The following is a 25,994-nucleotide window of genomic DNA, read 5'->3' on the forward strand; positions in this document are numbered from 1 at the left end:
GTTATGCCTCAACGGTGCAATACTCCCCGCTAGCCTTTACCCTTTATTTAGACTTTGCGGCCCCATCATAAACAGGGACCGTTATCGGTAATTAACCAAGCTTCCTTAACAATCCTTGGGTGTTTTGCCTCATGGTATGAGCTACCATAAAGTAACCTATGCTCGAAACAAATAGTGCACCACTTAACGGTCCTAACAGCCATATATAAGGGTGAAGGCGCCCTGCGACATTAAAGAGTTGCTGTTGAATGACCAATAAAGCAATATCACTCACTATGGCGGCAACTAGGCCGGCAATGCCACCTAACAGCATAAATTCATAAAGTGTCGCCAATTTAATTAAACGGCCTTTAGCACCTAGGGTACGTAATATCACCATTTCTTCCATGCGCTCTGCCAAGCTTGCTTGCACCTGAGAAACAAGCACTAAAGCGCCACTGACTAACACTATCGATAAAACAAAGCCTATCGCTAAAGACACTTGGGCGATAATTGCTTGTGCCTGTTCAATTTGAGACTTAATATCAATCATACTTATCGTTGGGTAGCGCTGTAACAGCTGGCTAATCGCTTTGGTATCACTGTCATGCAATTTAGCGGCACTAAAGTAAGTTACCGGGACTTTACCGGCCATATTGGGGCTTAAGATCATAACAAAATTGGGTTTAAGTGTACCCCAATCAACTTTCCTAAAACTAGTGACTTTGGCGTTTATCACCTGTTCATTAACCAACAGTGTAATCGTATCACCAAGTTCTAGCCCTAGAACGTCTTGCCAACCATCAAAGACGGATACTTCAATATCATTACCGCCAGTAACTCCATAAGTGAACCATTGCCCTTCGGTTATTACATTGCCTTCAGGTAAGGACGTTAACCAAGTTAAATTGGGCTCTCTACTGACCCCTTTCTTGGCATTTTTATCTTTTTCTTCCCCTTCTTGTTTTGACACTCGACGGGCAAATTTTTCACCATTTACCGCATCAACTCTACCACTAAATACCGGATAGAAATCTTCATGGGCGATGTTATTATCGCGAAAGAATTGCTTAATAGGCGTAACTTGTTCTTCGGCTATATTGATGATGAACATATTAGGTGCATCGGCAGGAACTTGCATTTGCCAGTCGGTAATGATGTCATTTTTTAAGATAACTAAAAATAGCATCAGCTTAATAGCTAAAGCGAAACTGATCAGCTGAATGGCATTGGCATTGGCTCTTTTTTGTAACGTCGCTAGCGCTAAAGACCAACTAGACCCTGGTCTAAGTCCTAGCCGGCGACCAGCAGCAAATAATAACCGTGAGATGGCAAATAAAATCGCAATGATTAATAAAGTCGAAGCAAATAAAATTAAAGTAGTCAGGATCTCACCACTAAATATCCACATCAACACAAAAATAGTCATCATTGAAAGAGCAATATGAATTCGACTGATGGCTAAGGTGTCTCCTAAATTACGGCGCAATACTCTCAGTGGTGGAATATCAAATAAATCTAACAAAGGTTTTAGTGAAAACATCAATGCGCAAACAAGGCCAATAAAAGCTGATAATAACCAAGGGCGAAAGCCCGCTTGTGGTAACTCAGTGCCCATAAAGCTTGCTAAATAATCTGCCCCTATAGTTTGCAAGACAAAACCTACCATTAAACCGGCAACAATGGAAAAAACGGTCACTAAACTTAGATGTAAAAGGAAAATATTGCGGATAACTTTACGGCTGCCACCTAGCGTTTTCATCATAGCGACGGGATCGTATTGACGTTCACAATAACGTTTAGCGGAAACTGCCATCGCTACGGCTGCCAGCATGATGCCAAATAAACCGGCCAATAATAAAAAGCGCTCGGCACGAACTATATTATTGCCTAACGGTGATTGTCTATCTTTAATCCCTTGCCAGGTTTGGTTACTTTTGAGTTGCGGTTTAAGCCAAGCATAATACTCACTTAACTGTTGTTCATTACCAGCAAACAGTAAACGGTGAAAGACCCGACTACCTGGTTGCACGGCTTGGGTAGTCGGAATGTCGGCATAGTTTAACAGCACACGTTTATTACCCGATAAAGAGAAAAACGGGGCATCGGGTTCTTTTACTAACACCTTGGTGACGTTAAAAAGTCCGGCACCCAACTCAATCTTATCGCCAACATTGACGTTAAGGGTATAAAACAAGCCTTCACTAAGCCAAATTGATCCAGCCTTGGGCCCAGTATCAACGTCATAAGCTGGGCTAGTAAGGTGGTCTTTAATGGTGATTTTCCCTCGCAGAGGGTAAGAGCCAGTTATTGCTTTTACTGAGCTTAAAACCAATTCATCATTGGCAAACAACATAGAATCAAAATACAGCATCTCTGCCGTTGCCAGTCCAAATTTATTCGCTTGCGTTAGTAGCTGTGGCTCAAAGGCATGATTGCTTGATAAGCGGCGATCGCTGGCAATAAAATCACTACTTTTCTGTGCTAAGTTTAAAGAAATTCGCTCGGTAATTGCCGATAAACTAAAGACAGTAAGTACTGCCAGAGCAATTGCTGCAAAGATAATAGTTAGTTCACCACGGCGCAGTTCCCGAGAGAATAACTTAAAAGCCAGTTTAACCCACATTGGCAGCTCCCCCTTCACTGATTTTTTCCAGTTGGCCACCTTCAATATGTATAATACGCTGGCACTTTTTTGCTAATTGTTCATCGTGAGTGACTAGTACTAACGTAGTACCGTTCTGCTTATTTAAATCAAAGAGTAGGTTTTCGATCAGCTGACCATTTTTACGGTCTAGATTCGCTGACGGCTCATCGGCAAACAGTATTTTAGGGGAGCCAATAAAGGCTCGGGCAATGGCAACTCTTTGCTGCTCTCCACCAGACAATTGTGAAGGATAGTGGGCAAACCGATGTGAAAGTCCAACCTTGTCCAGCAGTTCAACCGCCTGTGCTTTAGCATCATGATCACCGGCAAGCTCCGCGGGTAACATGACATTTTCCAGAGCGGTTAAACTTTGCACCAACATAAAGGATTGAAAGACAAAACCAATTTTATCTGCTCTTAACCGAGCACGTGCCTCTTCATCGAGGGTACTTAAGGCTTCACCATCGAGATGAATTTCACCTTGACTAGCAACATCTAGTCCAGCCAATAAACTAAGCAAGGTAGATTTACCCGAGCCGGAAGCGCCAACAATAGCAACTGACTCCCCTGACTTGACAGAAAAGTTTATATCGCTAAGGATAGTGAGGCTGCCTTCAAGTGTGTTAACACGCTTAGTAAGGCCTGACACTTGAATAACATTTAACTGAGAAAGTACTGACATGACACGCTATTTCCTAAAATCTATTATTATCTTAATGTTGACAAACCTGGCATTTACTAGCCAAGCAAACGACAAAATTTTACTTATTGGTGACAGCTTAAGCGCTGGCTATGGGCTTGAGCAAGCACAAGCATGGGTTCATTTGTTACAAAATAAATACCTAGAAAAAAACCAGCCCATCACCGTCATTAATACCGCCATAAGTGGGCAAACTACCGATAACGCCTTATTGAAAATTGATGCTTGGCTTAAAGCTCATCAACCTAGTCATGTATTGATTGAGCTTGGTGGCAATGATGGCATTAGAGGTTTTCCAGTGAAATTACTGCAGAAGCATTTAAGCCAACTCGTCACGATAAGTCAACAACATGGTGCAAAAGTTGCCTTAATGGAGATTCATATCCCGCCAAACTTAGGCCCAAGATACGGTAAAATGTTTACTGACAGTTATCGTAAAGTAGCTAAACAAACAGGTGCTTACCTTATGCCCTATTTTATGACAGCTGTTGCTGTTGATGCTTCGTTAATGCTAAATGATAATTTACACCCTAACGCCAAAGCTCAACCAATTATCCGTGATTTTATGTATAGTGAGATTAATAAGTGGCTAGCAGACTAAGTTAAACGATAATCAACAAAGATGTTATAAAACAAGCAGATTTTCTAACACTCAACGTGACTAAGGTGCTTTTTAAATGGTTTTAATAGCCAATAACCTCTTTATTCTCCATGCCAATGCCAGACCCAGCCCATCATCTGCCCGTTAACAATAATCAATACTCATCAAAAATTGCTAATTCCTTAATTAGATTGGTATAAGGGGTTGTTTTTAAGGTAAACTTCTCTTCAAGACAGTGGCTGTTGCGAAGGTATGTTCTAATAAAAGTCACTGCTGCTTGCTGTATAGATGTCAACCTATTACCTGCATAATGTGCAAAACAATCTATAACCTTTTCCGCTCAGTAAACCAACTTAAATTAGAGTAATGCTATGGACTTTATCTGGATACTTTTCGCATTTATCTGCGGCTTGGCAGCAAAAACCACCTCACTTCCCCCCTCAATAGGTTACCTTGCTGCTGGTTTCATCTTAAATATCGCTGGTTATCAAGCCGATGAAAGCTTAAGTATATTAAGTGATTTAGGTATCACCATCATGCTCTTTACCATAGGTTTAAAGCTGAACGTGACCAACCTATTCAAAACCGAAGTTTGGTTGGGTTGCTCTTTACACACCTTAGTTTGGATGGTTGTTACCATAACCTTTGTCAAGATACTCGCGCTCATGTCGGTGAGTTACTTCAGTGACTTAGACTTAATGACTGCGGCGTTAATTGCTTTTGCCTTAAGTTTTAGCAGCACAGTTTGCGTGATAAAATTATTAGAAGAAAATGGTGAAATGCGTACTCGCCACGGTAAATTAGCGGTCAGTATACTGGTTATTCAAGATATTGTCGCCGTTGTCTTTTTAGTTGTCGCTACCGGTAAAATGCCATCGCTTTGGGCTTTTGCTCTACTGGGTTTATTTCTAATAAAACCTATTATTAATAGGATTATTAGCCATGTTGGCCATGGTGAATTAATGCCTTTAATGGGCTTTTTTCTCGCGCTAGGTAGCTATGAATTATTTGAGCTAGTTAACATTAAAGGTGACTTAGGCGCACTACTGGTCGGCATGTTCTTAGCCTCCCATGTTAAAGCGACTGAAATTAATAAAGCCTTAATGAGTTTTAAAGATATCTTTTTAATAGGCTTCTTTTTATCGATTGGCTTTACTGCGGTGCCGACACTAGAGATGCTAGGTTTAGCGAGTTTATTAGTGCTGTTGATCCCGATTAAGTTTGTGCTGTTTTATGGCATTTTCAGCCTATTAAAAATGCGTTGCCGTAGTGCCTTCCTTAGTGCCCTAGCTTTAAGTAACTATAGTGAGTTTGGCTTAATTGTTGGCGCATTAAGCGTGACCGCTGGTTGGCTTAGTAATGATTGGCTAGTGATCCTAGCATTAAGTGTATCTATCTCCTTTATTTTAACCAATATCATTTATCGCTTTGCCCACACACTCTTTGCTAAATATAGAGGTTTTTTATCAAAATTTGAGCGCCAAGTTAAACTCGAAGAGGACATTTTTTGTCAACCCTGTCAGCGCCCTATAGTTATCATCGGCATGGGCCGTGTTGGCATCGGCGCTTATCAAGCCATTAATAGCCATAGTACTAGCTCTGCATGGGGCTTAGATGCTGATAAAGAAAAAATAACCTGGTTAACAAACAAAGGGGTCGAAGCTTATTATGGTGATGCTGAGGATATTCATTTTTGGGAAAGTATTGATCTTTCACGACTTCAATTAGTCTTGCTGGCGCTACCCTCGGTACAAGATGCCATCAGTATTACTGCCCAGTTAAAGGCAGCAAATTATCAAGGGAAAATTGCGGCTGTTGCCCGCTATGATGATGAACGTTTACAACTGGAAGAATTTGGTATTGATAAAGTGTTTAACTTTTATACCGATGCTGGGGTCGGTTTTGCTGAGGAAAGTTTAGCTTTATTACCTAAAAGCAAGGTGATAACAACTAACTGATGATAACCGCTGGCTGCGATTATCATCAGTTAGTAACGATAAATCTCTGCTAAAATAGCCGTCCTAAGAGGCTAAGAACGCAAGGGTTTTATCCGCGGTAAAAGCTGTGATAAAACGCTATTACCACGGTTAATATCCGCTATTAAAAATCAATTAAAAAAGCACAACATCAATGTAAGACATTGTTTTAGTTTGATAAAATAAATACATACAGAAACATTCGCTATTTAAAAAACATCCACTACACTTAGTTACACAAGCTTAGCATGAAGTAAGATTTTCCTGCTAAGAGGTTAGTAAATATGATTACACCACCTAGTTTATTTTTGTTTTTGTTTTTGTTTTTATCTTGGTTATCAGGTTATGGTTAATTAGCGCACGGCTCAAACCCCTTGAGCCAATCCTTGAGCCCAAACTATATGTTTGGGCCTTTTTTTATCTAAATTTTAGCAAGCTATCAATTGATTCAAGGTGCTAAAATACCATTAAAGTTTAAAGAGGCGATTAAAATTATCACTAGAAAGCTGGGCTATTTTTTCAACCGACTGACCTCGAATACTGGCTAAATGTTTAGCGACTTCGACCACAAAGGCTGGTTGGTTTTCTTTACCTCGATAAGGTACCGGGGCAAGATATGGCGCATCTGTTTCAATTAAGAATTTATCATCGGGTACTAAGGCGGCAACTTCTCTTAATGCGCTGGCATTTTTAAAGGTCACTATGCCTGAAAACGAAATATAAAAACCTAATGCTATTGCTTGTTCAGCCATATCCCAGCTTTCCGTAAAGCAATGTAGAATACCACCGACCTGCTCTGCTCCTTCACTGCGTAATAACGCTAAAGTATCTTCTTGTGCGGCTCGGGTATGAATAATAAGTGGCTTATTTAATTGCTTGGCAACGTGAATATGTTTTTTAAAGGAATCAAGCTGCAGCGCTTTAGTCTCTGGTGCGTAGTGATAATCCAAGCCAGTTTCACCAATGGCGATAACTCGCTCATTTTTACTTAAGGCTAATAGCTGCTCAGGACTAATTTCATCTTCTTGATTTAAAGGGTGAGCACCACAGGTAAGTAAGACGTTATCATAATGAGCCGTTTTTGCTGCCATTTCAGGGAAATCAGCTAACGTTACGCTGACACAAAGTATTTTATCTACTTTAGCCGCTTTGGCCGCCTGGATAACATTATCCAGATTATCATCATAAAGGGATAAGTTAAGGCGATCTAAATGACAATGGGAATCTATAAACAACGAGGAACTCCTGTGCTTTAAAAGTGTTAAGCGGTTATAATTTTTGTCACTACTTCATTTTGTGACAAGAAAACCAAGCTACATAGTTAGCGTAGGCTCGGAAGAATTTAAGTGTCGAGCAATGATTTGCTCAATTTGATGGCGTATTTTTTCTGGATCTTTAACAAAAGTAATACCTACACCAGGGGGGGTACCGTTTTGCGCGCCAATGGGGGTCAACCAGCAAACTTCACCATGAACGACCGACTCTTCTAACGCATCGGGCAGCAATATGTGTAACTCAACTTCATCACCTAGCTCATATTGGCGTGGTGTACGAACAAAAACCCCACCTTCTTTAAGAAAAGGCATAAAGGCAAGATATAGATCACGCTCTGAATGAAACTCTATGTTTAGTGGAACCAAGTTGGTCTCCTATGTCGATGGTCTAACGATATCATTTATCGTCATAAGTAGCTGTGCACCAACGTATTGTCGATTAGCTTGTGTAAAAGACTTTATCAGTTTATTACTACTGATGATAGCTTGATATATTTGATTAAGCATCTGTATTGAAATTTCTTTATTAACCACAAGATTAGTCTGCTCAGGGTCTTTAACAAGATAATATTGTCTTACTAGATTGCAGGTTATCTTTTCTAACCAACGTAAAGCGTGAATATTATCAACCAGCTGATTAAGTAAGTCACTTTCACTTTTTCCATGATTTAAGTAAGCTAGAAAGCATTGATTAAAGTGTTGAAACGCTTGAAAAACATCCTCGTCAGTTAATTCTGCTAGTTGGGATAAATTAACAAAAGCATTAGCATTTATGCCGCTGTTCATGGCTGAGTCATTACTAACTTGCGTGTTTTCATGCAGCGATGTTTTGAGTTGTGCCAGCAAGGCTTCCCCTACCATAGGCCTAATAGTATATATTGCGCATCGACTAATTATGGTCGGTAATAAACTATCCAGATCATCGGTGATTAAGACAATATAACTGTTAGCACTTGGCTCCTCTAAGGTTTTTAATAAAGCATTGCTCGCAGCAACCGTCATTATTTGAGCTTGAGGAATTAAGATGGTTTTCACCACACCAAGGTGAGCTGTTTTTTCTAGGAAAGCATTACCGCGGCGAATATCATCAACCCCTAAGGTTTTATTTTCACTGGTTAATAATAAGTGATCAGGATAGCTTTTACTTTTTCGCAGTAAACAAGCTTTACATTGCCCACAGGCTAGGTTGATAACCTCGCCAGTCACTGCATCATTGCTTGATAGTGGCGCTTGGCAAATTAGCAGCTCAATGAGCCACTGTGCCAATGCCTCTGTGCCCGAACCGGTTATACCTTGTAATAGTATGGCATGAGCCAAGGTTTGTTGTTGATATTGTTGACTTAATTGTCTTTGCTTTTCCCGGCAAATTGCTAACATATTCGCGCTCTAATCCAAGTCTGTTGCAGCGATAAACTCAATAACCACTTTTTCTATATCCTGATGCACTTGCACCATGGTTTGCGCCGCATCAATGGTAATAATTGCTTTATCTTGTGCGGCTAGCTCTCGATACTTATTATGAACTCGGATAAAGAAATCCATTTGCTCTAATTCAATACGGTCTAAATTCCCCCGAGCTTTAGCACGAGATAAACCAATATGTGGGTCTATATCTAAATAGAGGGTGATATCAGGGCGAAAGCCTTTTAACGTTATATCACTAATGGTATCCATGATGCTTTGCTCAAAACCTCGACCACCACCTTGGTATGCACGTGAACTCAAGTCATGCCTATCACCTATTACCCACTTTCCTGCAGCTAAAGCAGGCAGTATTTTGTTGGCAAGTAATTGACTACGACTGGCATACATAAGTAACAGCTCTGTTTCAACGGTGAGCTTTTCTTGATGCTCTACCGATTTCACCATGTCACGCAGGGCTTCAGCTAAAGGTGTGCCACCTGGCTCTCTGGTATTAATATACGCTATACCCTGTTTATTTAGGATACTTTCAATAACAGCAATCGCCGAGGATTTACCTGCGCCTTCCATGCCTTCAATGACAATAAATTTTCCTGTAGACATACTTGAGCTTTACCTTGGGTCAGTTATTTTTTATATTAAATTATGGGGTAATGACTAGTTAACAATATTATTACTTTTGCTCTGCTGTTTTTTTCTTTGTTTTTTCCGGTAATCCCTATAAGCGCGATTATGCTCAGCCAAGGTTTTACTAAAAACATGTTTGCCGTTAGCATCACTAACAAAGTATAGGTAATCACTAGTCGCTGGGTTTAGTGTCGCTTTTAAAGCTGACAAACCAGTCATTGCAATAGGTGTTGGTGGTAAACCATGAATCCGATAGGTATTATACAGCGTTTTTTCTCGTAAATGGGCTCGCGTAATATCACCTTTATAACGTTCCCCTAAGCCATAAATCACCGTAGGGTCGGTTTGTAAACGCATTTTTTTGCGTAATCGATTAACAAAAACAGAGGATATAACAGCTTGCTCGGCAACATAGCTGGTTTCCTTTTCAATGATGGAAGCCATAATCAACGCTTGATAAGGTGTGCTATAAGGCAGATTTTCTGCTCTATTTTTCCAGAGAAGATTTAGCTGTGTCTGCATATTGGCATAAGCACGTTTCAATAACATGATATCTAAGGTATCGGCAGTAAAGGCGTAGGTATCGGGAAATAACCAACCTTCGGGGTTTGCTGAATCGATGCCAACTTTTACCGCTATTTCACTGAGCGTATCACCTTGAATGCTTTTTTTAATATAAGGGTGCTCTGCCAGAATAATTACCGCATCTTGAAAACGAGTGCCTTCAATAAAAGTCACCGTGAATTGGTGTTCTTTACCCTTAACCAACTGGACTAATAATTGCGCTAAAGTAGTACCTTTAGTGACCAGGTAGGTGCCGGCCTTAATATTAGCTTTGTGCGGAAATAATCGGCCATAAGTTCTCAGCCAAAAACGGTTAGTTAACCATTGTTGCTGCTCTAACTGCTTAGCAAAAGAGCTGATTGAGCTACCGGGCTTTACTTTTAAAAAGCTATCGTTTTCAACCGCTAGTGGCGTAGATAATGCCTTATCAAATTGGTAGAGCAAGGTTCCCGCAGTAGCCAACAATATTAATAGCATAAAAATAATAAGATTTCTAAGCACACATTTTTCCTTAACAGGTAATAAATTATCTAACCACTAAAAAAGCGTCAGATAAAGTCTTTCATTTCGTTTTGCAGCTGTAATACCGCATCCATAGTCAGTAGGTTATTATTGTACGTTTTTACCGGCACTATGCCCATTAAAGAATTACAGATAAACATTGCTGGTGCTTGTTTAAGCTCGACTAACTTAGTATGGCAGACTTTGATCTGCGGATATTTAGCCAAAATGGCCTGTCTAATAATACCATCAACACCGGATGTTGTTAAATCTGGCGTGCATAAGTGCCCATCTAACCAATAGAATAAATTTGAACTGGTTACCTCAATCACCTCACCAAGGTAATTAGTCACAATAAGATCATCTTCAATACGTTCATCAAGCTCAGCCCTAAATAACACTTGCTCGAGTCTATTAAGGTGCTTTAATCCGGCAAGCATTGGGCTAATAGAGATCTGTTGCTTACTATCGCCTAAGTTAATTCCTTGCTGGGCTAACGCGGTATAATGGCTAGGAAAATCAGAGATCATGATAATAACATTGCTGGCATTATCGTTTAGCCCTATTCTTGAATACCCTCTGCCACCACTACCGGCAGTAATTATCACTTTTAATACCGCCAGCGGATAAGCCCTGGCAAGCGATTGCAATTGTGCCGTTAACTTCGCCATGAATGGAACTTGCAACTTTAATTGCTGACAACCTAGGGTTAATCGCTCTATATGCTTGTTCAGTAATACTATTTCGCCATTGACAATTTTTGCCGTGGTGAATATCCCATCACCGTAGGCTAATCCGCGTTCTGTTACCGCTATTTCTGTTTGTTGTTGACCATTTACCGAGCAATATTTCATATTTTATCTTAATAATATTAATTATTGACATAAAAAAGCCTGAAGACTTCCCCCTAAGTAGGGGGCTAGTATTCAGGCTTACTCATTCTTTTTCAAGTAATTTAACTTAGTTTGACTCGCTTAGCTAAATTTTCTTAAAGATCAAAGAGCCGTTAGTACCGCCAAAGCCAAAAGAGTTACAAAGCACATATTCCAGTTTAACATCACGTGCAGCACCGGCAATATAATCTAAATCACAACCTTCGCCTGGGTTATCTAAGTTTATCGTTGGTGGCACTTGATTATTCATCAGTGCTTGAATACTAAAAATAGCTTCAACAGCGCCAGCAGCACCTAATAAATGCCCAGTCATTGATTTAGTAGAGCCCATCATGACCTTGTGCGCACTGTTACCAAAGACTTTTTTAACGGCATTGGTTTCGGCAATATCACCCGTGGGTGTCGAAGTACCATGGGCATTGATATAGCCAATTTTACTGATATCAATTTTTGCATCATTAATCGCATTTTGCATAGCACGCGCGGCACCCTCACCACTTTCAGGCGGTGAAGTCATATGATAAGCATCACCACTCATGCCAAAACCGACCAGCTCAGCATAAATTTTTGCGCCACGCGCTTTGGCATGTTCATATTCTTCAATAACGATAATACCAGCACCATCACCAAGCACAAAACCATCTCTGTCTTTATCCCAAGGACGCGATGCAGCCTCAGGGTCGTCATTGCGACGAGATAAAGCACGTGCAGCACCAAAACCGCCCATACCTAGAGACGTAGACGCTTTTTCAGCACCACCGGCCACCATAACATCGGCATCACCATAGGCAATCATACGAGCCGCATGACCGATATTATGCACACCACTAGTACAGGCTGTGGTAATAGCAATATTAGGGCCTTGCAAGCCAAACATAATAGATATGTGACCGGCAATCATATTAATGATGGTTGAAGGTACAAAAAAGGGCGATAACTTACGGGGATTACCTTGGGCTTTTAATAGCTTATTATGGTTTTGTTCAATTAAACCTAAACCACCAATACCAGAGCCAACAGCAACACCAATACGAGGAGCATTTTGCTCGGTAACTTCTAGGCCAGAATCTTTAAAAGCTTGCACACCCGCAGCAACACCATATTGAATGAATAGATCCATTTTTTTGGCTTCTTTGCGCTCCATATAATTTTGCGCATCAAAATCTTTTATTAAACCAGCAAACTTAGTTGGATAATCTGTGGTATCAAAATAATCAATATTACCTATACCACTTTTGCCAAGTAGTAAGTTTTTCCATGTTTCTTCTGCTGTGTTGGCTAATGGGCTAAGCATGCCAATGCCTGTAACTACTATACGTCTCATAACAGAGCGGCCTCCGAAAAATTAATTGTATTAGCCAAATGAACACTTAAATTGGCTAATACCGTCATCTTAGACATAAAAAAAAGCGGTCACTTACAATTAAGTATACCGCTTTTAATATTTTACTAAGCTCGATTATATCGAACTTATTAACAATTACTGGTTAGCAGTAACGTAATCGATTGCTGCTTGAACTGTAGTGATTTTTTCAGCTTCTTCGTCAGGAATTTCAGTATCAAATTCTTCTTCTAACGCCATAACTAATTCTACAGTGTCTAATGAATCAGCACCTAAGTCATCAACAAATGATGAATCAATTTTAACTTCTGCTTCACTAACACCTAGTTGTTCAACGGTGATTTTTTTTACGCGTTCTTCGATATTACTCATTTTATTTCCTTTACTGAAAGTGCATTTTTTCAAATTGCGTGTAGTGTATTCGTCAACAGCTTGCCATGCAAGCATCTAATTCACTTTTTTATCTGGTCTAACCTGTTGAAGTATTGAAAAATATTATTTAAAACTATCTAAGCCTTAATAAATAAGGCTTAGATCATATACATACCACCATTGACGTGAATAGTTTCACCGGTCACATATGCGGCTGCATCAGATGCTAAGAAGGCTACCGTGCTAGCAATTTCTTCTGGCTTACCTAAACGCTTTGCCGGTACTTGAGAGAAAATGCCCTCTTTTTGCTCATCCGTAAGTGTTTTTGTCATATCCGTATCAATAAAACCTGGTGAAACAGTATTGACGGTTATGCCACGTGAAGCCACTTCACGTGCCAATGCTTTAGTAAAACCTAATAAGCCAGCTTTAGCCGCAGCATAGTTGACTTGACCGGCATTACCCATAGTACCCACAACCGAGCCTATATTAATAATACGGCCCGTGCGTTTCTTCATCATTGGACGAATAGCGGCTTTACTTACTTTAAAGACCGACGTTAGGTTTGTATCGATAACATCTTGCCACTCGTCATTTTTCATACGTATAAACAAGTTATCACGGGTAATGCCAGCATTATTGACTAAAATATCAATTGCCCCATGTGCTGCTTTAATCGCAGCATACATTGCACTGATCGATTCATCACTGGTCACGTTGAGCACTAGACCCATACCAGTACCATTATTGGCAGTTAAGTACTCAGTAATGTTATTTGCGCCAGTGTCTGAAGTAGCAGTACCAATGACCGTTGCACCAAGTGCTTGTAATTGTACTGCTATAGCTTTACCAATACCGCGGCTCGCGCCAGTTACTAAAGCAACTTTACCTTCTAATGAAAACATATTTTACCTACTATTTTTATTTTATAACGTTAACTTGCTGAATAAGATAACGAGTTCTTTACTTTAATTCATTTACTAACTTGATGTGATGGTTTGAATTATAACATTAAGTTATTATTTAAATTCACTTATTCAGTAGTTCTTTTGCTTGTTGTAAAGTGTCAATAGTGTTGAAACTAACACTTTTTATTGATTTATTAATACGCTTATTTAAGCCCTGTAGTACTTTACCAGGACCCACTTCAACCATTTTATCAATGCCCTCATTTGTTAGCAGACAAATAGTTTCGCGCCAACGAACGGGGGAGTATAATTGCTTAACTAAAGCGGCTTTGATTGCTTTACTACTTGTTTCTTTAGCAACATCAACATTATTAACCACATTAATGAGTGGCACGTTAAAGCTGATTTTATCTAGTTCAATAGCCAACTTAGTCGCGGCATCACTCATTAACGCACAGTGTGATGGCACGCTTACCGGTAGCGGTAAAACCCGTTTAGCACCTGCCGCTTTACATAGCTCGGTGGCACGCTCAACGGCTTCTTTATGGCCAGCAATCACCACTTGTCCAGGGGAATTAAAATTCACCGCGGCAACGACTTGCGTTTGCTTTGCCGCTGCACAGGCCTTAATCGTTTCTTCATCGCCTAAACCAATGACCGCAGCCATGGCGCCAACACCGGCGGGTACACAGGCTTGCATGAATTCACCACGTTTTTCCACCAGTACTACCGCGGCACTTAAGGTAAAAACACCCGCACAAACCAAGGCTGAATATTCACCTAAACTGTGGCCGGCCATGACCTCAGGAATCACCTCAGACTCTGCTTGCCAAACTCGCCATAGGGCGACACTGGCGGTTAACAATGCTGGCTGGGTAAAATTGGTCTGATTTAGTTTTTCTACTGGACCTTGAGCAACTAATTGCCATAAGTCATAACCCAATGCGGTAGAGGCTTCGGCAAAGGTTGCTTGTACTATAGTGTTTTCTGAAAAGTCACTGAGCATGGCGACAGTTTGAGAACCCTGCCCTGGAAATATGAAGGCTAATTTATTGTGCATATTGATACTCTATTTAAGTGCTATTTAAGTGCTATTTAATGAAGAAGATTATTTATTATTGAAGCTGAAGTTGTCAATTTTTCTAAAAGTGACGCTGAATCATTATCGAGCAGATAAACCCTGCTCTAAGGAGTTTTTGATTTTTTCAGGTACTTGCCTTTCAACTTCTTTAACGGCTTCCATAATTGCGGCATAAAAAGCCTCGATATTGGCATTACCATGACTCTTTACCACAATCCCGCGTAATCCTATCAAACTTGCGCCATTGTACTGGTCGGGGTTCATGGTTTTAAAGAGTTTTTTAAAGCTAGGCTTTAACAAAGAACCAAACACCTTAGCCACTAAGCTAGCATTAAAAGCCGCTTTTGATTTCTCATAGACTAACCGAGCGACACCTTCACACGTTTTTAGTGCAACATTACCAACAAAGCCATCACAGACAATGACATCCGCTTTATTGGAAAAAATATCACAGCCTTCAATAAAACCGATGTAGTTAATATCTTCATCTTTACTTAATTCAAGAGCGGCAAGTTTTATATGGTCGCTACCCTTAATGGCTTCTTCACCCATATTAAGCAAGGCAATGCGCGGCTTACTAATGCCATCGACTTGTTCTGCCATGACGGAGCCCATAACACCAAACTGGTATAATACATGTGAATCACAAAAGACATTGGCACCTAAATCAAGCATAAAGACATGTTTATCGTCATCGTGAGTCGGTAAAGATGAAATAAGTGCTGGACGATCGACCCCAGGTAAGGTCTTCAATACAAAGTGTGCCATAGAAAAGAGTGCACCGGTATTTCCCGCACTGACACAAGCTTGTGCACGCCCTTCATTAACTAGGTCGAGAGATTTACGCATGGATGAGTCTTTTTTGCTACGTAACGCCACAATGGGTTTATCGGTCATGGTGACGACTTGTGACGTGGCAAAAAGACTTAATTGTTTATGATTGGCAAATTTTTCTTTAGAAATATTAAGACGGGCAAGCGTTTCTGTAATGATGATTTCATCACCACAAAGTATGAGGTGCAAGTTAGGCTGATTTTTTATCGCCATGATTGCTGAAGAAAGTGTTATAAAGGGGCCTTGATCGCCCCCCATAACATCTAACGCTATGGTTAGATTAGTATTTAAGCTCAAGCGAAAAGCCTAAACTATTTACTATAACGAAGTAATCGCTTAAACAGCGATTACTTTAACGCCTTTGTAAAAGCCATCATCAGTGATATGGTGACGACGATGCGTTTCACCTGATACTGGATCTACTGATAAGTTTTCTGGTGTAACTGCATCATGTGAACGGCGCATGCCACGTCTTGAACGAGACTTTTTGCTTTTTTGAACTGCCATGAGTTTCTCCTAAATCGGTTATTAGTTAAAGGGCTTTATGCTTATTAACTACTTGAATTGTTTTAATACATCAAATGGATTTGGCTTCTCAAGCTCTTCTGGCAATTCACCCCAAACTGAATCAGCATCAGCTGCACAGTCTTGAATGTTATGCCGTGGAATTAATGGAATAATGAGCATAAACTCTTCTTCTATTAATTCGCGTAAGTTTACTTCACCATTTTCATCTAATTCTATTACGTCATAATATGACGGAATTTTTTCAGCGGCTTCCTCATCTTTGGCCGGACTAAAAGTAAAATCTACTTTAAGTGCATGGTCAAAATTTTCGTTACACCGCTGACAAGTTAATGCAACTAATGTCGAAGCCGTACCTGACATTACTGTCAAACCACGTTCATCGACATTAAACTTAACACTAACTTTGACATCCTCGCTTCCGCTTTCGCATTCAGCAAGTAGTCGAGTCATATCTGACAATTTATACTCACCTTCACACACAAGTCTGCGCTGTGCACTACGGGATGGGCTAATTGTTATTGGAAGTTTAAGATTCTGCATAAGGCGCGCATAATATAGTCCCTATAGGCAAGTGTCAAAAGAAAATTGCACTATTTTGTTTAAAAGCTCAAGATAGAACCAATAATAGCAATAATTGCCTAAAAACTGTTTATTTAGCCAACATTTGTGCTCTAAGTAAACAATTGCGTAACTATAGCTATTCTTCTCGTTATTCCCATTTTAAAGGCTAAATATGAAAACCTTAGTACTCGGCTCAACCTCTCCATTTCGTAAAACCATTTTAGCAAAGCTGCAAATACCATTTCACTGCGCAAAGCCTGCTATTGATGAGAGTGCACAACAAGATGAATCACCGCAAGTTTTAGTTAAACGCCTGGCCATTGAAAAAGCAAAAGCGGTTAGCGCAGACTACCCAAAGGCGTTAATTATTGGTTCGGATCAGGTAGCCGTATGTGAGGGCGAGATTATAGGTAAACCCCATAACTTCGACAATGCGGTTAGGCAATTAACTAAATTTAGCGGCAAAACTATTATTTTTTATACTGGCTTATGCGTTTATGACAGTGAAAAGGATAACACACTTGCTTTAGTCGAGCCTTTTACCGTGCACTTTAAGCAATTAAGCCAAGCAGACATTAAAAACTACCTGCATGCAGAGCAGCCTTATAACTGCGCTGGCAGCTTTAAGAGTGAGGGGTTAGGGATATGTTTATTTAGCAAGCTTGAAGGTGATGATCCTAACACCTTAATAGGCTTACCTTTGATTAAGCTAGTTGCCTTATTGAAACAACAGGGTATTGATGTATTAGCGGAGCAGCATAAAACCAGCTGATATAATGGAATACCAAGGCAGTACTCTTCAATGTACTGCCTTGGTGTTTTTCGCACTATGGAGGCGTCATTGTGCAGGCAATAACTGGCTATCATTGGTAATGGCAACACACATAGATGGCGTAATGGCTTGTTGAGTCACTTTACTTAGCACGAGTTGAGGTTATTTACACTGGCAATAATAACGGTTGCAACTCTGCTAGCGAGTCAACAATAGCTTTAGGCTGATAGCGACTTAATGTTGCTCTATCATGGACACCTAACGTTATACCAATGCTGTCAACCCCTGCCGCTTGCGCCATTTGCATATCGTAGTGAGTATCACCAATCATAACCGCGTGTTCAGGCAATACATTTAACTCGGCCAATAGACTCAATATCATTTGCGGATCTGGCTTTGAGCGCATTTCATCGGCACAGCGTAAAGCATGAAAGAAGTGCTCAGTATCACTTTCAGATAAAACACGCTGTAGACCTTGACGTCCTTTTCCTGTTGCTACGGCAAGCAACTTATTATTATCCTTAAGAGCCGTTAACAGTGACCGTGCATTATCAAATAAAGGTGTAGGGGGATTATCACCTTCGACATATTGGTATTTATATTGCTCAAGCATAGCCTTCAGTTGCCCTTGAGAGCCCAAGGGGAATAAAATAGCAAGAGCTTTAGGTAAACTTAAACCTATAATGTCTTTTACTTGTATTGCTGTTGGTATGTCTAATTGACAATGATGTGCTGCCGCTTGCATTGAAACAACAATGCGCGCAATCGAGTCCATCAAGGTACCATCCCAATCAAATATAATTAATTTATACTCAGGCATATACGTTATTCTTTAACCAATTTAGCTAACAATCTTTCTAAACTTGGCTCGAGCGGCGCTTCAATTTTCATGCGTTGCTCGGTTTTAGGATGAGTAAACTCTATACTGGCAGCATGTAAGAATAAACGTTTTAAGCCCTTACTTTTCATCTCTTCATCAAACCCTTCATGACCATATTTGGCATCCATGGCAATGGAATGGCCACTCACTTGACAATGAACACGTATTTGATGGGTTCTGCCTGTGACAGGAAAAGCCCTAATTAAGGTAGCACCTCGATAACGCTCTAACACCCTAAAACGTGTTTCACACTCTTTACCCGCTTGATTATCAACGACAACAACACGTTCACCGGACTTTAAGTCATTTTTCTTTAATGCGGCAGTCACTCGGGTTAACTTGGTTGGCCAATGCCCTTTCACCAAAGCATGATAGAATTTTTGTACATCTTTATTACGTAACTGTTCATGTAAATGCCGTAAGGCCGAACGTTTTTTGGCAACAACTAAGCAGCCAGACGTATCTCTATCTAACCTATGTACTAACTCTAACATGCGCGCATCAGGTCTTAATGCACGTAATGCTTCGATTAAACCAAAACTCAAACCACTGCCGCCATGTACGGCCATACCTGAAGGTTTATTGATAACAATTAATCTGTCATCTTCAAACAATATTTGCTTCTCTAAATTGGCAACAATAGTTAATCCAGTAGAGACCGCATCTTTTTGTTCAGAAACTCTAATAGGGGCAATGCGTACTTCATCATTAAGTACTAATTTGTAAAGAGGCTTGATGCGTTTTTTATTTATCCTAATCTCGCCCTTACGCATTAAACGATAAAGGTGACTTTTGGGCACGCCTTTGAGTGTTCTTAATAAGAAGTTATCAATACGTTGTCCCGCATCTTCACTATCTATGGTGATGTAGCGTACTTTAGGTCTTTCGGCTTCAACAGTACTCTTAACTTGAGTGCTATTTTCAGCAGTTACTTTTTGATGTTGATGCTTTTTATCAACTGAGCGATGTTGAGAGCTTGCTTTGTTTTTATGCACGTGATTGGCTTTTTTGCTATTAATTTCTTTCATAACGGCAGTTTAACACATTTTTTTTCGCTTATAATGCAATTAAAATAGCTTTTTATTGGCTAAAATCAAAAGATAGTGGGATACTTAAAGGGTTATTAGTTGATATATAACGCTAACACCGTATATAAGCCGCCCTATGAAAAAACTAACATTAGGCTAATCAACGTAACATTTAACCCTAGAAGCTTTAAAGAGAGACGTAAGAGGCAAATTGCGGCCACATTATTATGCGAATTCTATTTTGTTAACTGTACCATTATGACGTTAACAAGCGTAAATAAGACATATTAATAGTACGGCCTATTGTATAAATTGACACAGGTAGTTATCAGTTTTGTAAACTTAACCGCGGTAGATTGTCATAAAAGCAAAAACAGTTTTAACAATTTGATTTTAAAATGTTATTAGCCCAGCACCATAAAGCAATTATTATAAAATAATACCAATGCGAATTAAGCTGGTATTTTGCACAGCACACCAGCTGAGCACATAAAGAAATAAATTAACATTGCCTACTTTAATTACGGCAGTGATATTGAATAACAATCAGAATTTATAACAGCTTGACCTGGTTTTATGACAGGTTAACCGTGACAACCGTGAGGCTGACAATTTGCTGTTATCAGAAAAACAGATTGCTTTATGTCCTAAGCAAATGATGTGTTGTGACTAAAAATGAGTCCGACAAACTATGAAACGTATGTTAATTAACGCTACCCAATCAGAAGAATTGCGCGTAGCACTAGTAGATGGCCAAAAACTTTACGATTTGGATATTGAAAGTCCTGGACATGAACAAAAAAAATCTAATATATATAAAGCAAAAATCACCCGTATTGAGCCTTCTTTAGAAGCTGCTTTTGTTGATTATGGCGCTGACCGCCATGGTTTCTTACCAATGAAAGAAATTGCGCGTGAATACTTCCCTAAAGGCTATACCTTTCAAGGTCGGCCTAACATTAAAGAAGTCTTGCGCGAAGGCCAAGAGGTTATTGTTCAAATAGATAAAGAAGAACGTGGCCAAAAAGGTGCCGCGCTTACTACCTTTATAAGCCTCGCCGGTAGCTATCTAGTATTAATGCCAAATAACCCTCGCGCTGGTGGTATCTCACGCCGCATTGAAGGTGATGAAAGAACCGAATTAAAAGCGTCTTTAAATAAGTTAGAATTACCTAAAGGCATGGGCTTAATTGTCAGAACCGCGGGCGTTGGCAAAGATTATGACGAATTAGCATGGGATCTCAGTGTCCTTTTACATCACTGGCAAGCAATCAGTGATGCCGGAAAAACTCGCCCGGCACCTTTCTTAATTCACCAAGAAACAAACCTTATTTTACGCGCCATTCGAGACTATTTACGCCGTGATATTGGTGAAGTATTGATTGATCGCCCTAAAACCTTTGAAAGTGTTAAAAAGCACATCGAGGTGGTTCGCCCTGATTTCTTAAGTAAAATAAAGCTTTATACCAGTGATGTACCTTTATTTACTCATTACCAAATTGAAACACAAATTGAAACGGCTTTTCAACGAGAAGTACGCCTACCTTCTGGTGGTTCAATCGTAATTGACCCGACCGAAGCCATGACTTCCATTGATATCAACTCAGCTAGAGCCACTAAGGGTAGTGACATTGAAGAGACGGCTTTCAATACCAATTTGGAAGCGGCTGAAGAGATTGCTCGTCAGCTACGTTTACGTGATTTGGGTGGTTTAATCGTTATTGACTTTATCGATATGACACCCGTTCGACACCAACGTGAAGTAGAAAATAGAATGCGTGATTCAGTTCACCAGGACAGAGCCCGCATTCAATTAGGTAAGATCTCTCGTTTTGGCTTATTAGAAATGTCTCGTCAACGTTTACGTCCGTCAATTGGTGAAACAAGCCAAGGGGTATGTCCTCGTTGTAGTGGTACCGGTCATGTACGTGGTGTTGAGTCTTTAGCGTTATCGATATTACGCTTAATGGAAGAAGAAGCCATTAAAGATAATACCTTACAGGTACAAGCACAAGTGCCAGTACCTGTTGCTACTTATTTATTAAATGAAAAGCGCCGTTCAGTGATGCATATTGAAAAGCATCATAATGTCAGGGTTTTAATCATTCCTAATCCACATATGGATACCCCGCAATACGAAGTACTGCGTGTTAAAACTGATGAAACTGTCGAAGAAGCAAGTTATGAATTACCGGTAAAACAAGCTGAAATTGAAGAAGCTAAAATGCCTAAATTTGATAAAGTGACGGCAAAACGTGATGAACCCTTAATTCAAGGCATGACAACACCAACACCTGCCCCACGACCAAGTGACTTAAGCAAAAAAGCTGAACAAACAAAGACAGAAAAGCAAGAAAATCCTAAGGGATTATTTGCTTGGTTAAAGGGACTTTTTGTTACTGAAAAAGTAGCTAAAGAAGTTAAAGATGTAAAAGATGTAAAAGAAAGTAACACCAGTGATAAGCCTAGACGTTCGCAAAGTAGACGCGAGAATCAACAAGGTAAGCGTCGTAATAGTCGTAGCGGTAATCGTAATCGCATCGAACAAAATGATCGCAACGAGGACAATTCTTCGACTCGCTCAACCAGTAATAGCAGTGAAGCAAGAAATACCCGTTCCACTCGTGATGACGAACTGAATAAGCCGAAGAGACAAGCGCGTAAGAATGACAATCTAGATAAAGATAAAGTTGTTAAAGAAGAGAAAGTCACTGAGCGTCGTCAACGTAGAACTAGTCGCAAAAAAATACGTATTGAAATACCTAGTAAAGCTATTGATAGCGCTGAACAATCAACCGCAGTTAAAGTTATTGAGACTGAACAATCAACCGCAGTTAAAGTTATTGAGACTGAACAGCTTAATAATCCTGTGGCAGAAAGCGAAGCAAAACATGATGACCGACCACGAAATAGACGTTCACCTAGACACCTAAGAGCAAATGGACAACGTCGTCGTCGTAATAGTGAAAACAGTGCTGAAACTGCAGCGCAAGAGCAGCCATTAACCAGTGAAACTTTGACTGTCGATGAATCAGTAGAAGCGCGTTACCCTGCTACTGCTAATCCTGTTACGGCAGAAATGGCCGCACAGTCTGAAGTAGAGACGTCCTCAACTGAAGTCGATAAAGCAACATCTGATGAAGTTGTTAAAGATGAAGTCGTTGCAGCAGTGACAACACCGACAATTGAATCTACTGTTGAAGAGCCGTTAGCAAGCGCAGCAGTAATTGCTGCGCCGCAAGCCAAAGAAGACACGTCAACAACTGAGGTTGCGGAGCCAGTAACAGAAGTTCAACAAGAGTTACCTTTAGAGCAAAAAGAAGATATTACTGCAACTAAAGAAACGTTAACGGCAACCACCGCAGACGTTGACGAAACTAAAGTAACCTCAGTAGTGACAAATCAAACGGCTGAAGTTGTTGAGCAACAAAGCGAAGATATTGTCACTCCGGTAGCTATTGACACTGAAACCGCTAATACCGACAGCAAAGTTCAAGAAGAAAAGGTTGAGACGGTGCCAGTTGAAAAATTTGAAAAACCGGCTACTACGACTAAAAAAGCAGCCCCGGTGACAAAGAAATCGGCACCTAAGGATAAAAAGCTAGCCAGGCAAGTTAAAAAAGCAAATCGCCTTTCTGGCCATGCCACGGCGCCTATGACAAAAACGGAAACTATCACCACCATTAAAGAAATTCCGACTAGCTTTATGGCCGATAGTGAGCGACTCGCTCATCAGTCATCAGGCAGAACGGCTATAACGGCTGATGTAGTAAACCGTAGCGCTGCGCAGGCAACTAAGCCGTAAAGCACACATAACTTAACGTTTAAAGCCAGTTATAAAATAATATAACTGGCTTTTTTTTGTCTAAATCCCAGCTACTTTATCAATGAATATGAGGAGTAGTCATCTACTCGACCTAAGCTAAATCACCCAACAAGCTAACTCTGGAAAGATATACTAAGTTGATTAAGTTCTTTCCCACTCAGCGAGAAATTTCATCAAATTGGTATTATACAAACAATAACTTAGCATTAACAAATAGCTTGACTGTTGCTCTAGGCTAACGTTAAATGGTGAATAGTTGTCGGCCAGCTGTTAATAAATTAGATAGGTCATTATTGTTACCTAGTTAAGAGTAAGGTAACGAATATAAAAGAGAGTAATAATTATTATGAAAAAATGGTTTTTTTCTGACAATGGAGAAGTAACTGGCCCTTTAGGATTAAAAGAGTCAAACGAATTTATTTCTAAAAATCCTGACTTATATGCTTGGCATCCTTCTTATACTCATTGGGTTCCGGTTAGTTGTATTAATGAATTTGAAACATCAGTCACGCCCCCTCCTCCGCCAATAGCCATCCCCAATGATCTTATTGATGATTTAATTGGCGAAGAAAAAGAATTAATAACAACCTTAGAACGTATAGATAAAACAATTAAAATCACTTCCGACTCTTTATATGAAATAGATACCGAATTAGATAATTATAGCACTATTGCCCATAATTTAACGGAAGAAGTTAGAGTGGTCGTTAAGACAATTGAAGAGCAGTACGCCGCTTTACAAAAGAACCTAGCTAACGTAATTAAAGCTGATTACTAATGACTTCAGCATATTTAACTAACAGTTAACCAGTGAATCCGATTCATCATAAACACTAAAGTTAACAGATAAGAGTATTTACTATGAAAAAATGGTTTTTTTCAAATAATGGCGAAATTACTGCCCCCTTAGATTTAGATGCAGCAAAAGATTATTTAGCCACTAACCCTAATGTCTATGGCTGGCATCCTTCATTTAATCAATGGAAGCCAGTCAACTGTATTAGTGAATTTGTCGATGTACTTCCGCCAACAGTACAAGCGCCATTAATACCAAAAGAAATTTCTGATCAGTTTTTAGCTAAAAAGCAGCGCTTAGAAGGAAAATTAACCTCCATTGACGATAGTATTAATCACAGCCAGTCATCTTTAGCTAAGTTTGAACAACAAATTGCCAGCTATAAAGACTTGACCAAAAATTTAAATGATGATGTTAAAGGTGCTATCGATAACATCGAGAAGAAGTACAAAAATTTAAGCCGTAAGCTATCTCAGGTTAAAGACGCGGTACATATTGCGGAAACAGAAATGTCAGCAGTGGTTGATGATTTTACCCATAGAATGAGCTCGAATGATATCTTCATGCCCTCTTGTACTCCAAGTACAGCAATACTACAAGAGCAGGAAAACAACCTGTTAGCAGACAATGCCCAAGGAAGCAAAGCCAAGCTTGCGCAAGAAATATTAGCTACCCCTCATCAGCGTGTTGAACCCAACGAAGCAAAGCTTGAGGAAACACCGGTTGCAATAAAAGAGTCCGTAAAAACTCAGGCTAAACAAGAAGCTAAAAAAGTCACTAAAAAACCGGCTAAAAAAGTAGAAAAAACGGCAAGCCAATCACCTTTATATGACTCCTACGAAGCCAGTCAATCGCCTAAAGACAGTTTCAATGGCATGAAAAATATGATGAAATCGGTATTTAAAGGTGACAGTAAAATAGAGAAAGAAGTAAAAACTGTCAATGTAGATGCGAATAAAGCTAAAGAAGAACCACTATCAATGGCTGAACGTTTAAAAATAGCTCAAAACAACCAATAAAATCGTTACTGCTATCGCAATTAATAATCTTTTAAACGACATACATAAAAAGCCAGTCATTATTTATAATGACTGGCTTTTTTAATGGTGGTTATCTCACCCTCAGAGTAGCTATACCCTTAGTGCTTTTGCTGGTAATTTGTACCCCTGAGCTACTTTACATGGACTAAGGCTTGTTTGGCTAATTTAGTAATTTCCGACCAGTTCTTATTGTCAACAATTTCACTTGATACTAACCATGAGCCACCACAACAAACAACATTAGGTAAGGCCAAATAGTCACGCACGTTATTTAAATTTATGCCTCCTGTTGGGCAAAAACGAATGTCTGGGAAAGGTCCACCAATTGATTTAAGGGCCTTAATACCACCGGATGCTTCTGCTGGGAAGAATTTCAAATGGTCGTAACCATAATCTGCTCCATCCATAAGCTCAGAAATTGAAGATATACCGGGTATTAGGGCAATATTACCGTCATTGCCGGCTTGTAATAAGTCTTTGGTTAAACCTGGGCTAATTGCAAATTTAGCACCAGCATCATAAGACTGCTGTAACTGATGACGATTGGTCACTGTACCTGAGCCAATGATCGCTTCTGGCAGCTCTTTGGCAATGATACTAATCACATCAAGTGCGACGGGCGTACGTAAGGTTACTTCTAAGACATTAACATCCGCAGCTAATAATGCTTCCGCAATATACAACGCATCTTCAACTTTATTGATTACTAATACAGGAACAATAGGCCCCATGTTGAAAAGGTCCTTTGGCATGATTTGCCAATTTTTTGATACTGTCATAAATCCTCTCTATTTTCTTGGCCTATTAAACCTAGGGTTAAATAGGCGCTGAATGCTTTAAAT

The 25,994-nt window shown here is 39.8% G+C and carries 24 protein-coding genes; 6 read left to right on the forward strand and 18 right to left on the reverse strand.

Translation table 11 applies throughout. From position 1 onward, the window contains the following. Positions 1–91: 91 nt before the first annotated feature. Both CMT41_RS09725 and CMT41_RS09730 read right to left on the reverse strand, forming a co-directional pair. Positions 92–2,605, reverse strand: a complete 2,514-nt coding sequence (locus CMT41_RS09725; RefSeq protein WP_058027148.1) for an ABC transporter permease — start codon at positions 2,603–2,605, stop codon at positions 92–94. Then, positions 2,595–3,308 carry an ABC transporter ATP-binding protein gene (locus CMT41_RS09730; protein WP_057181117.1) on the reverse strand — a complete coding sequence of 238 codons (714 nt, stop codon included), beginning with the start codon at positions 3,306–3,308 and terminating at the stop codon, positions 2,595–2,597. Before CMT41_RS09730 ends, CMT41_RS09725 begins: the two co-directional genes overlap by 11 nt. Between CMT41_RS09730 and CMT41_RS09735 the strand changes: the two genes are divergently transcribed. Both CMT41_RS09735 and CMT41_RS09740 read left to right on the forward strand, forming a co-directional pair. Continuing rightward, positions 3,307–3,927 (forward strand): arylesterase, encoded by a 621-nt coding sequence (locus tag CMT41_RS09735; RefSeq protein ID WP_057181118.1) that lies wholly within the window; start codon positions 3,307–3,309, stop codon positions 3,925–3,927. The two genes, CMT41_RS09730 and CMT41_RS09735, sit on opposite strands and share 2 nt — an antisense overlap. Positions 3,928–4,298: 371 nt before the next feature. Continuing rightward, a complete protein-coding gene (locus CMT41_RS09740) occupies positions 4,299–5,885 on the forward strand; it encodes a cation:proton antiporter family protein (protein WP_057181119.1) in 1,587 nt (528 codons plus the stop codon). 485 nt (positions 5,886–6,370) lie between these two features. On the opposite strand, the gene CMT41_RS09745 is transcribed toward CMT41_RS09740, so the two are convergent. The 13 genes from CMT41_RS09745 to yceD form a co-directional block, all read right to left on the reverse strand. Continuing rightward, positions 6,371–7,138: a TatD family hydrolase gene (locus CMT41_RS09745; protein ID WP_057181120.1), complete on the reverse strand. Its 768-nt coding sequence runs from the start codon at positions 7,136–7,138 to the stop codon at positions 6,371–6,373. Positions 7,139–7,216: 78 nt separating this feature from the next. Further along, positions 7,217–7,543 (reverse strand): PilZ domain-containing protein, encoded by a 327-nt coding sequence (locus tag CMT41_RS09750; RefSeq protein ID WP_057181121.1) that lies wholly within the window; start codon positions 7,541–7,543, stop codon positions 7,217–7,219. Positions 7,544–7,552: 9 nt separating this feature from the next. Continuing rightward, positions 7,553–8,554: a DNA polymerase III subunit delta' gene (locus CMT41_RS09755; RefSeq protein ID WP_058027149.1), complete on the reverse strand. Its 1,002-nt coding sequence runs from the start codon at positions 8,552–8,554 to the stop codon at positions 7,553–7,555. A 9-nt stretch (positions 8,555–8,563) separates the two neighbouring features. After that, complete coding sequence (gene tmk / locus CMT41_RS09760) at positions 8,564–9,202, reverse strand: dTMP kinase (RefSeq protein WP_057181123.1); 639 nt, start codon at positions 9,200–9,202, stop codon at positions 8,564–8,566. A 54-nt stretch (positions 9,203–9,256) separates the two neighbouring features. After that, positions 9,257–10,291, reverse strand: coding sequence for an endolytic transglycosylase MltG (gene mltG / locus CMT41_RS09765; protein WP_058027150.1), 1,035 nt, complete (start codon positions 10,289–10,291; stop codon positions 9,257–9,259). A 47-nt stretch (positions 10,292–10,338) separates the two neighbouring features. Beyond that, positions 10,339–11,145 carry an aminodeoxychorismate lyase gene (pabC, locus tag CMT41_RS09770; protein WP_058027151.1) on the reverse strand — a complete coding sequence of 269 codons (807 nt, stop codon included), beginning with the start codon at positions 11,143–11,145 and terminating at the stop codon, positions 10,339–10,341. Positions 11,146–11,269: 124 nt separating this feature from the next. Next, the gene (gene fabF, locus CMT41_RS09775) at positions 11,270–12,508 is read right to left on the reverse strand and encodes a beta-ketoacyl-ACP synthase II (RefSeq protein WP_058027152.1); all 1,239 of its coding nucleotides are present in this window, start codon (positions 12,506–12,508) and stop codon (positions 11,270–11,272) included. Between the two features lie 156 nt (positions 12,509–12,664). After that, entirely contained in the window at positions 12,665–12,898 is a 234-nt protein-coding gene (gene acpP, locus CMT41_RS09780; protein ID WP_011043112.1) for an acyl carrier protein, read from the reverse strand. Between the two features lie 158 nt (positions 12,899–13,056). Beyond that, positions 13,057–13,803 (reverse strand): 3-oxoacyl-ACP reductase FabG, encoded by a 747-nt coding sequence (gene fabG, locus CMT41_RS09785; protein WP_058027153.1) that lies wholly within the window; start codon positions 13,801–13,803, stop codon positions 13,057–13,059. Positions 13,804–13,927: 124 nt separating this feature from the next. Beyond that, positions 13,928–14,866, reverse strand: a complete 939-nt coding sequence (gene fabD, locus CMT41_RS09790) for an ACP S-malonyltransferase (protein WP_058027154.1) — start codon at positions 14,864–14,866, stop codon at positions 13,928–13,930. A 102-nt stretch (positions 14,867–14,968) separates the two neighbouring features. After that, the gene (plsX, locus tag CMT41_RS09795) at positions 14,969–16,018 is read right to left on the reverse strand and encodes a phosphate acyltransferase PlsX (protein WP_082606502.1); all 1,050 of its coding nucleotides are present in this window, start codon (positions 16,016–16,018) and stop codon (positions 14,969–14,971) included. 39 nt (positions 16,019–16,057) lie between these two features. Continuing rightward, positions 16,058–16,228 (reverse strand): 50S ribosomal protein L32, encoded by a 171-nt coding sequence (rpmF, locus tag CMT41_RS09800; RefSeq protein ID WP_057181129.1) that lies wholly within the window; start codon positions 16,226–16,228, stop codon positions 16,058–16,060. A gap of 48 nt (positions 16,229–16,276) precedes the next feature. After that, on the reverse strand, positions 16,277–16,789 hold the full coding sequence (gene yceD, locus CMT41_RS09805; RefSeq protein WP_057181130.1) for a 23S rRNA accumulation protein YceD: 513 nt from the start codon (positions 16,787–16,789) through the stop codon (positions 16,277–16,279). Between the two features lie 193 nt (positions 16,790–16,982). On the opposite strand from yceD, the gene CMT41_RS09810 reads away from it, so the two are divergent. Then, positions 16,983–17,582: a Maf family protein gene (locus CMT41_RS09810; protein ID WP_057181131.1), complete on the forward strand. Its 600-nt coding sequence runs from the start codon at positions 16,983–16,985 to the stop codon at positions 17,580–17,582. 166 nt (positions 17,583–17,748) lie between these two features. Here CMT41_RS09810 and CMT41_RS09815 read toward each other — a convergent pair whose 3' ends face one another. Both CMT41_RS09815 and rluC read right to left on the reverse strand, forming a co-directional pair. Continuing rightward, on the reverse strand, positions 17,749–18,402 hold the full coding sequence (locus CMT41_RS09815; protein WP_058027155.1) for an HAD-IA family hydrolase: 654 nt from the start codon (positions 18,400–18,402) through the stop codon (positions 17,749–17,751). Positions 18,403–18,407: 5 nt separating this feature from the next. After that, a complete protein-coding gene (rluC, locus tag CMT41_RS09820) occupies positions 18,408–19,490 on the reverse strand; it encodes a 23S rRNA pseudouridine(955/2504/2580) synthase RluC (RefSeq protein ID WP_082606503.1) in 1,083 nt (360 codons plus the stop codon). A 691-nt stretch (positions 19,491–20,181) separates the two neighbouring features. Between rluC and rne the strand changes: the two genes are divergently transcribed. From rne to CMT41_RS09835, 3 genes are all read left to right on the forward strand, one after another. Further along, positions 20,182–23,295, forward strand: coding sequence for a ribonuclease E (gene rne, locus CMT41_RS09825; RefSeq protein WP_058027156.1), 3,114 nt, complete (start codon positions 20,182–20,184; stop codon positions 23,293–23,295). Positions 23,296–23,662: 367 nt separating this feature from the next. Further along, positions 23,663–24,094 (forward strand): DUF4339 domain-containing protein, encoded by a 432-nt coding sequence (locus CMT41_RS09830; RefSeq protein ID WP_058027157.1) that lies wholly within the window; start codon positions 23,663–23,665, stop codon positions 24,092–24,094. Positions 24,095–24,177: 83 nt separating this feature from the next. After that, on the forward strand, positions 24,178–25,131 hold the full coding sequence (locus CMT41_RS09835; protein WP_057181135.1) for a DUF4339 domain-containing protein: 954 nt from the start codon (positions 24,178–24,180) through the stop codon (positions 25,129–25,131). Positions 25,132–25,283: 152 nt separating this feature from the next. On the opposite strand, the gene CMT41_RS09840 is transcribed toward CMT41_RS09835, so the two are convergent. After that, on the reverse strand, positions 25,284–25,931 hold the full coding sequence (locus CMT41_RS09840) for a bifunctional 4-hydroxy-2-oxoglutarate aldolase/2-dehydro-3-deoxy-phosphogluconate aldolase (protein ID WP_057181136.1): 648 nt from the start codon (positions 25,929–25,931) through the stop codon (positions 25,284–25,286). Between the last annotated feature and the right edge of the window lie 63 nt (positions 25,932–25,994).

The sequence above is a fragment of the Colwellia sp. MT41 genome (assembly GCF_001444365.1).
Lineage (GTDB): Bacteria > Pseudomonadota > Gammaproteobacteria > Enterobacterales > Alteromonadaceae > Colwellia > Colwellia marinimaniae.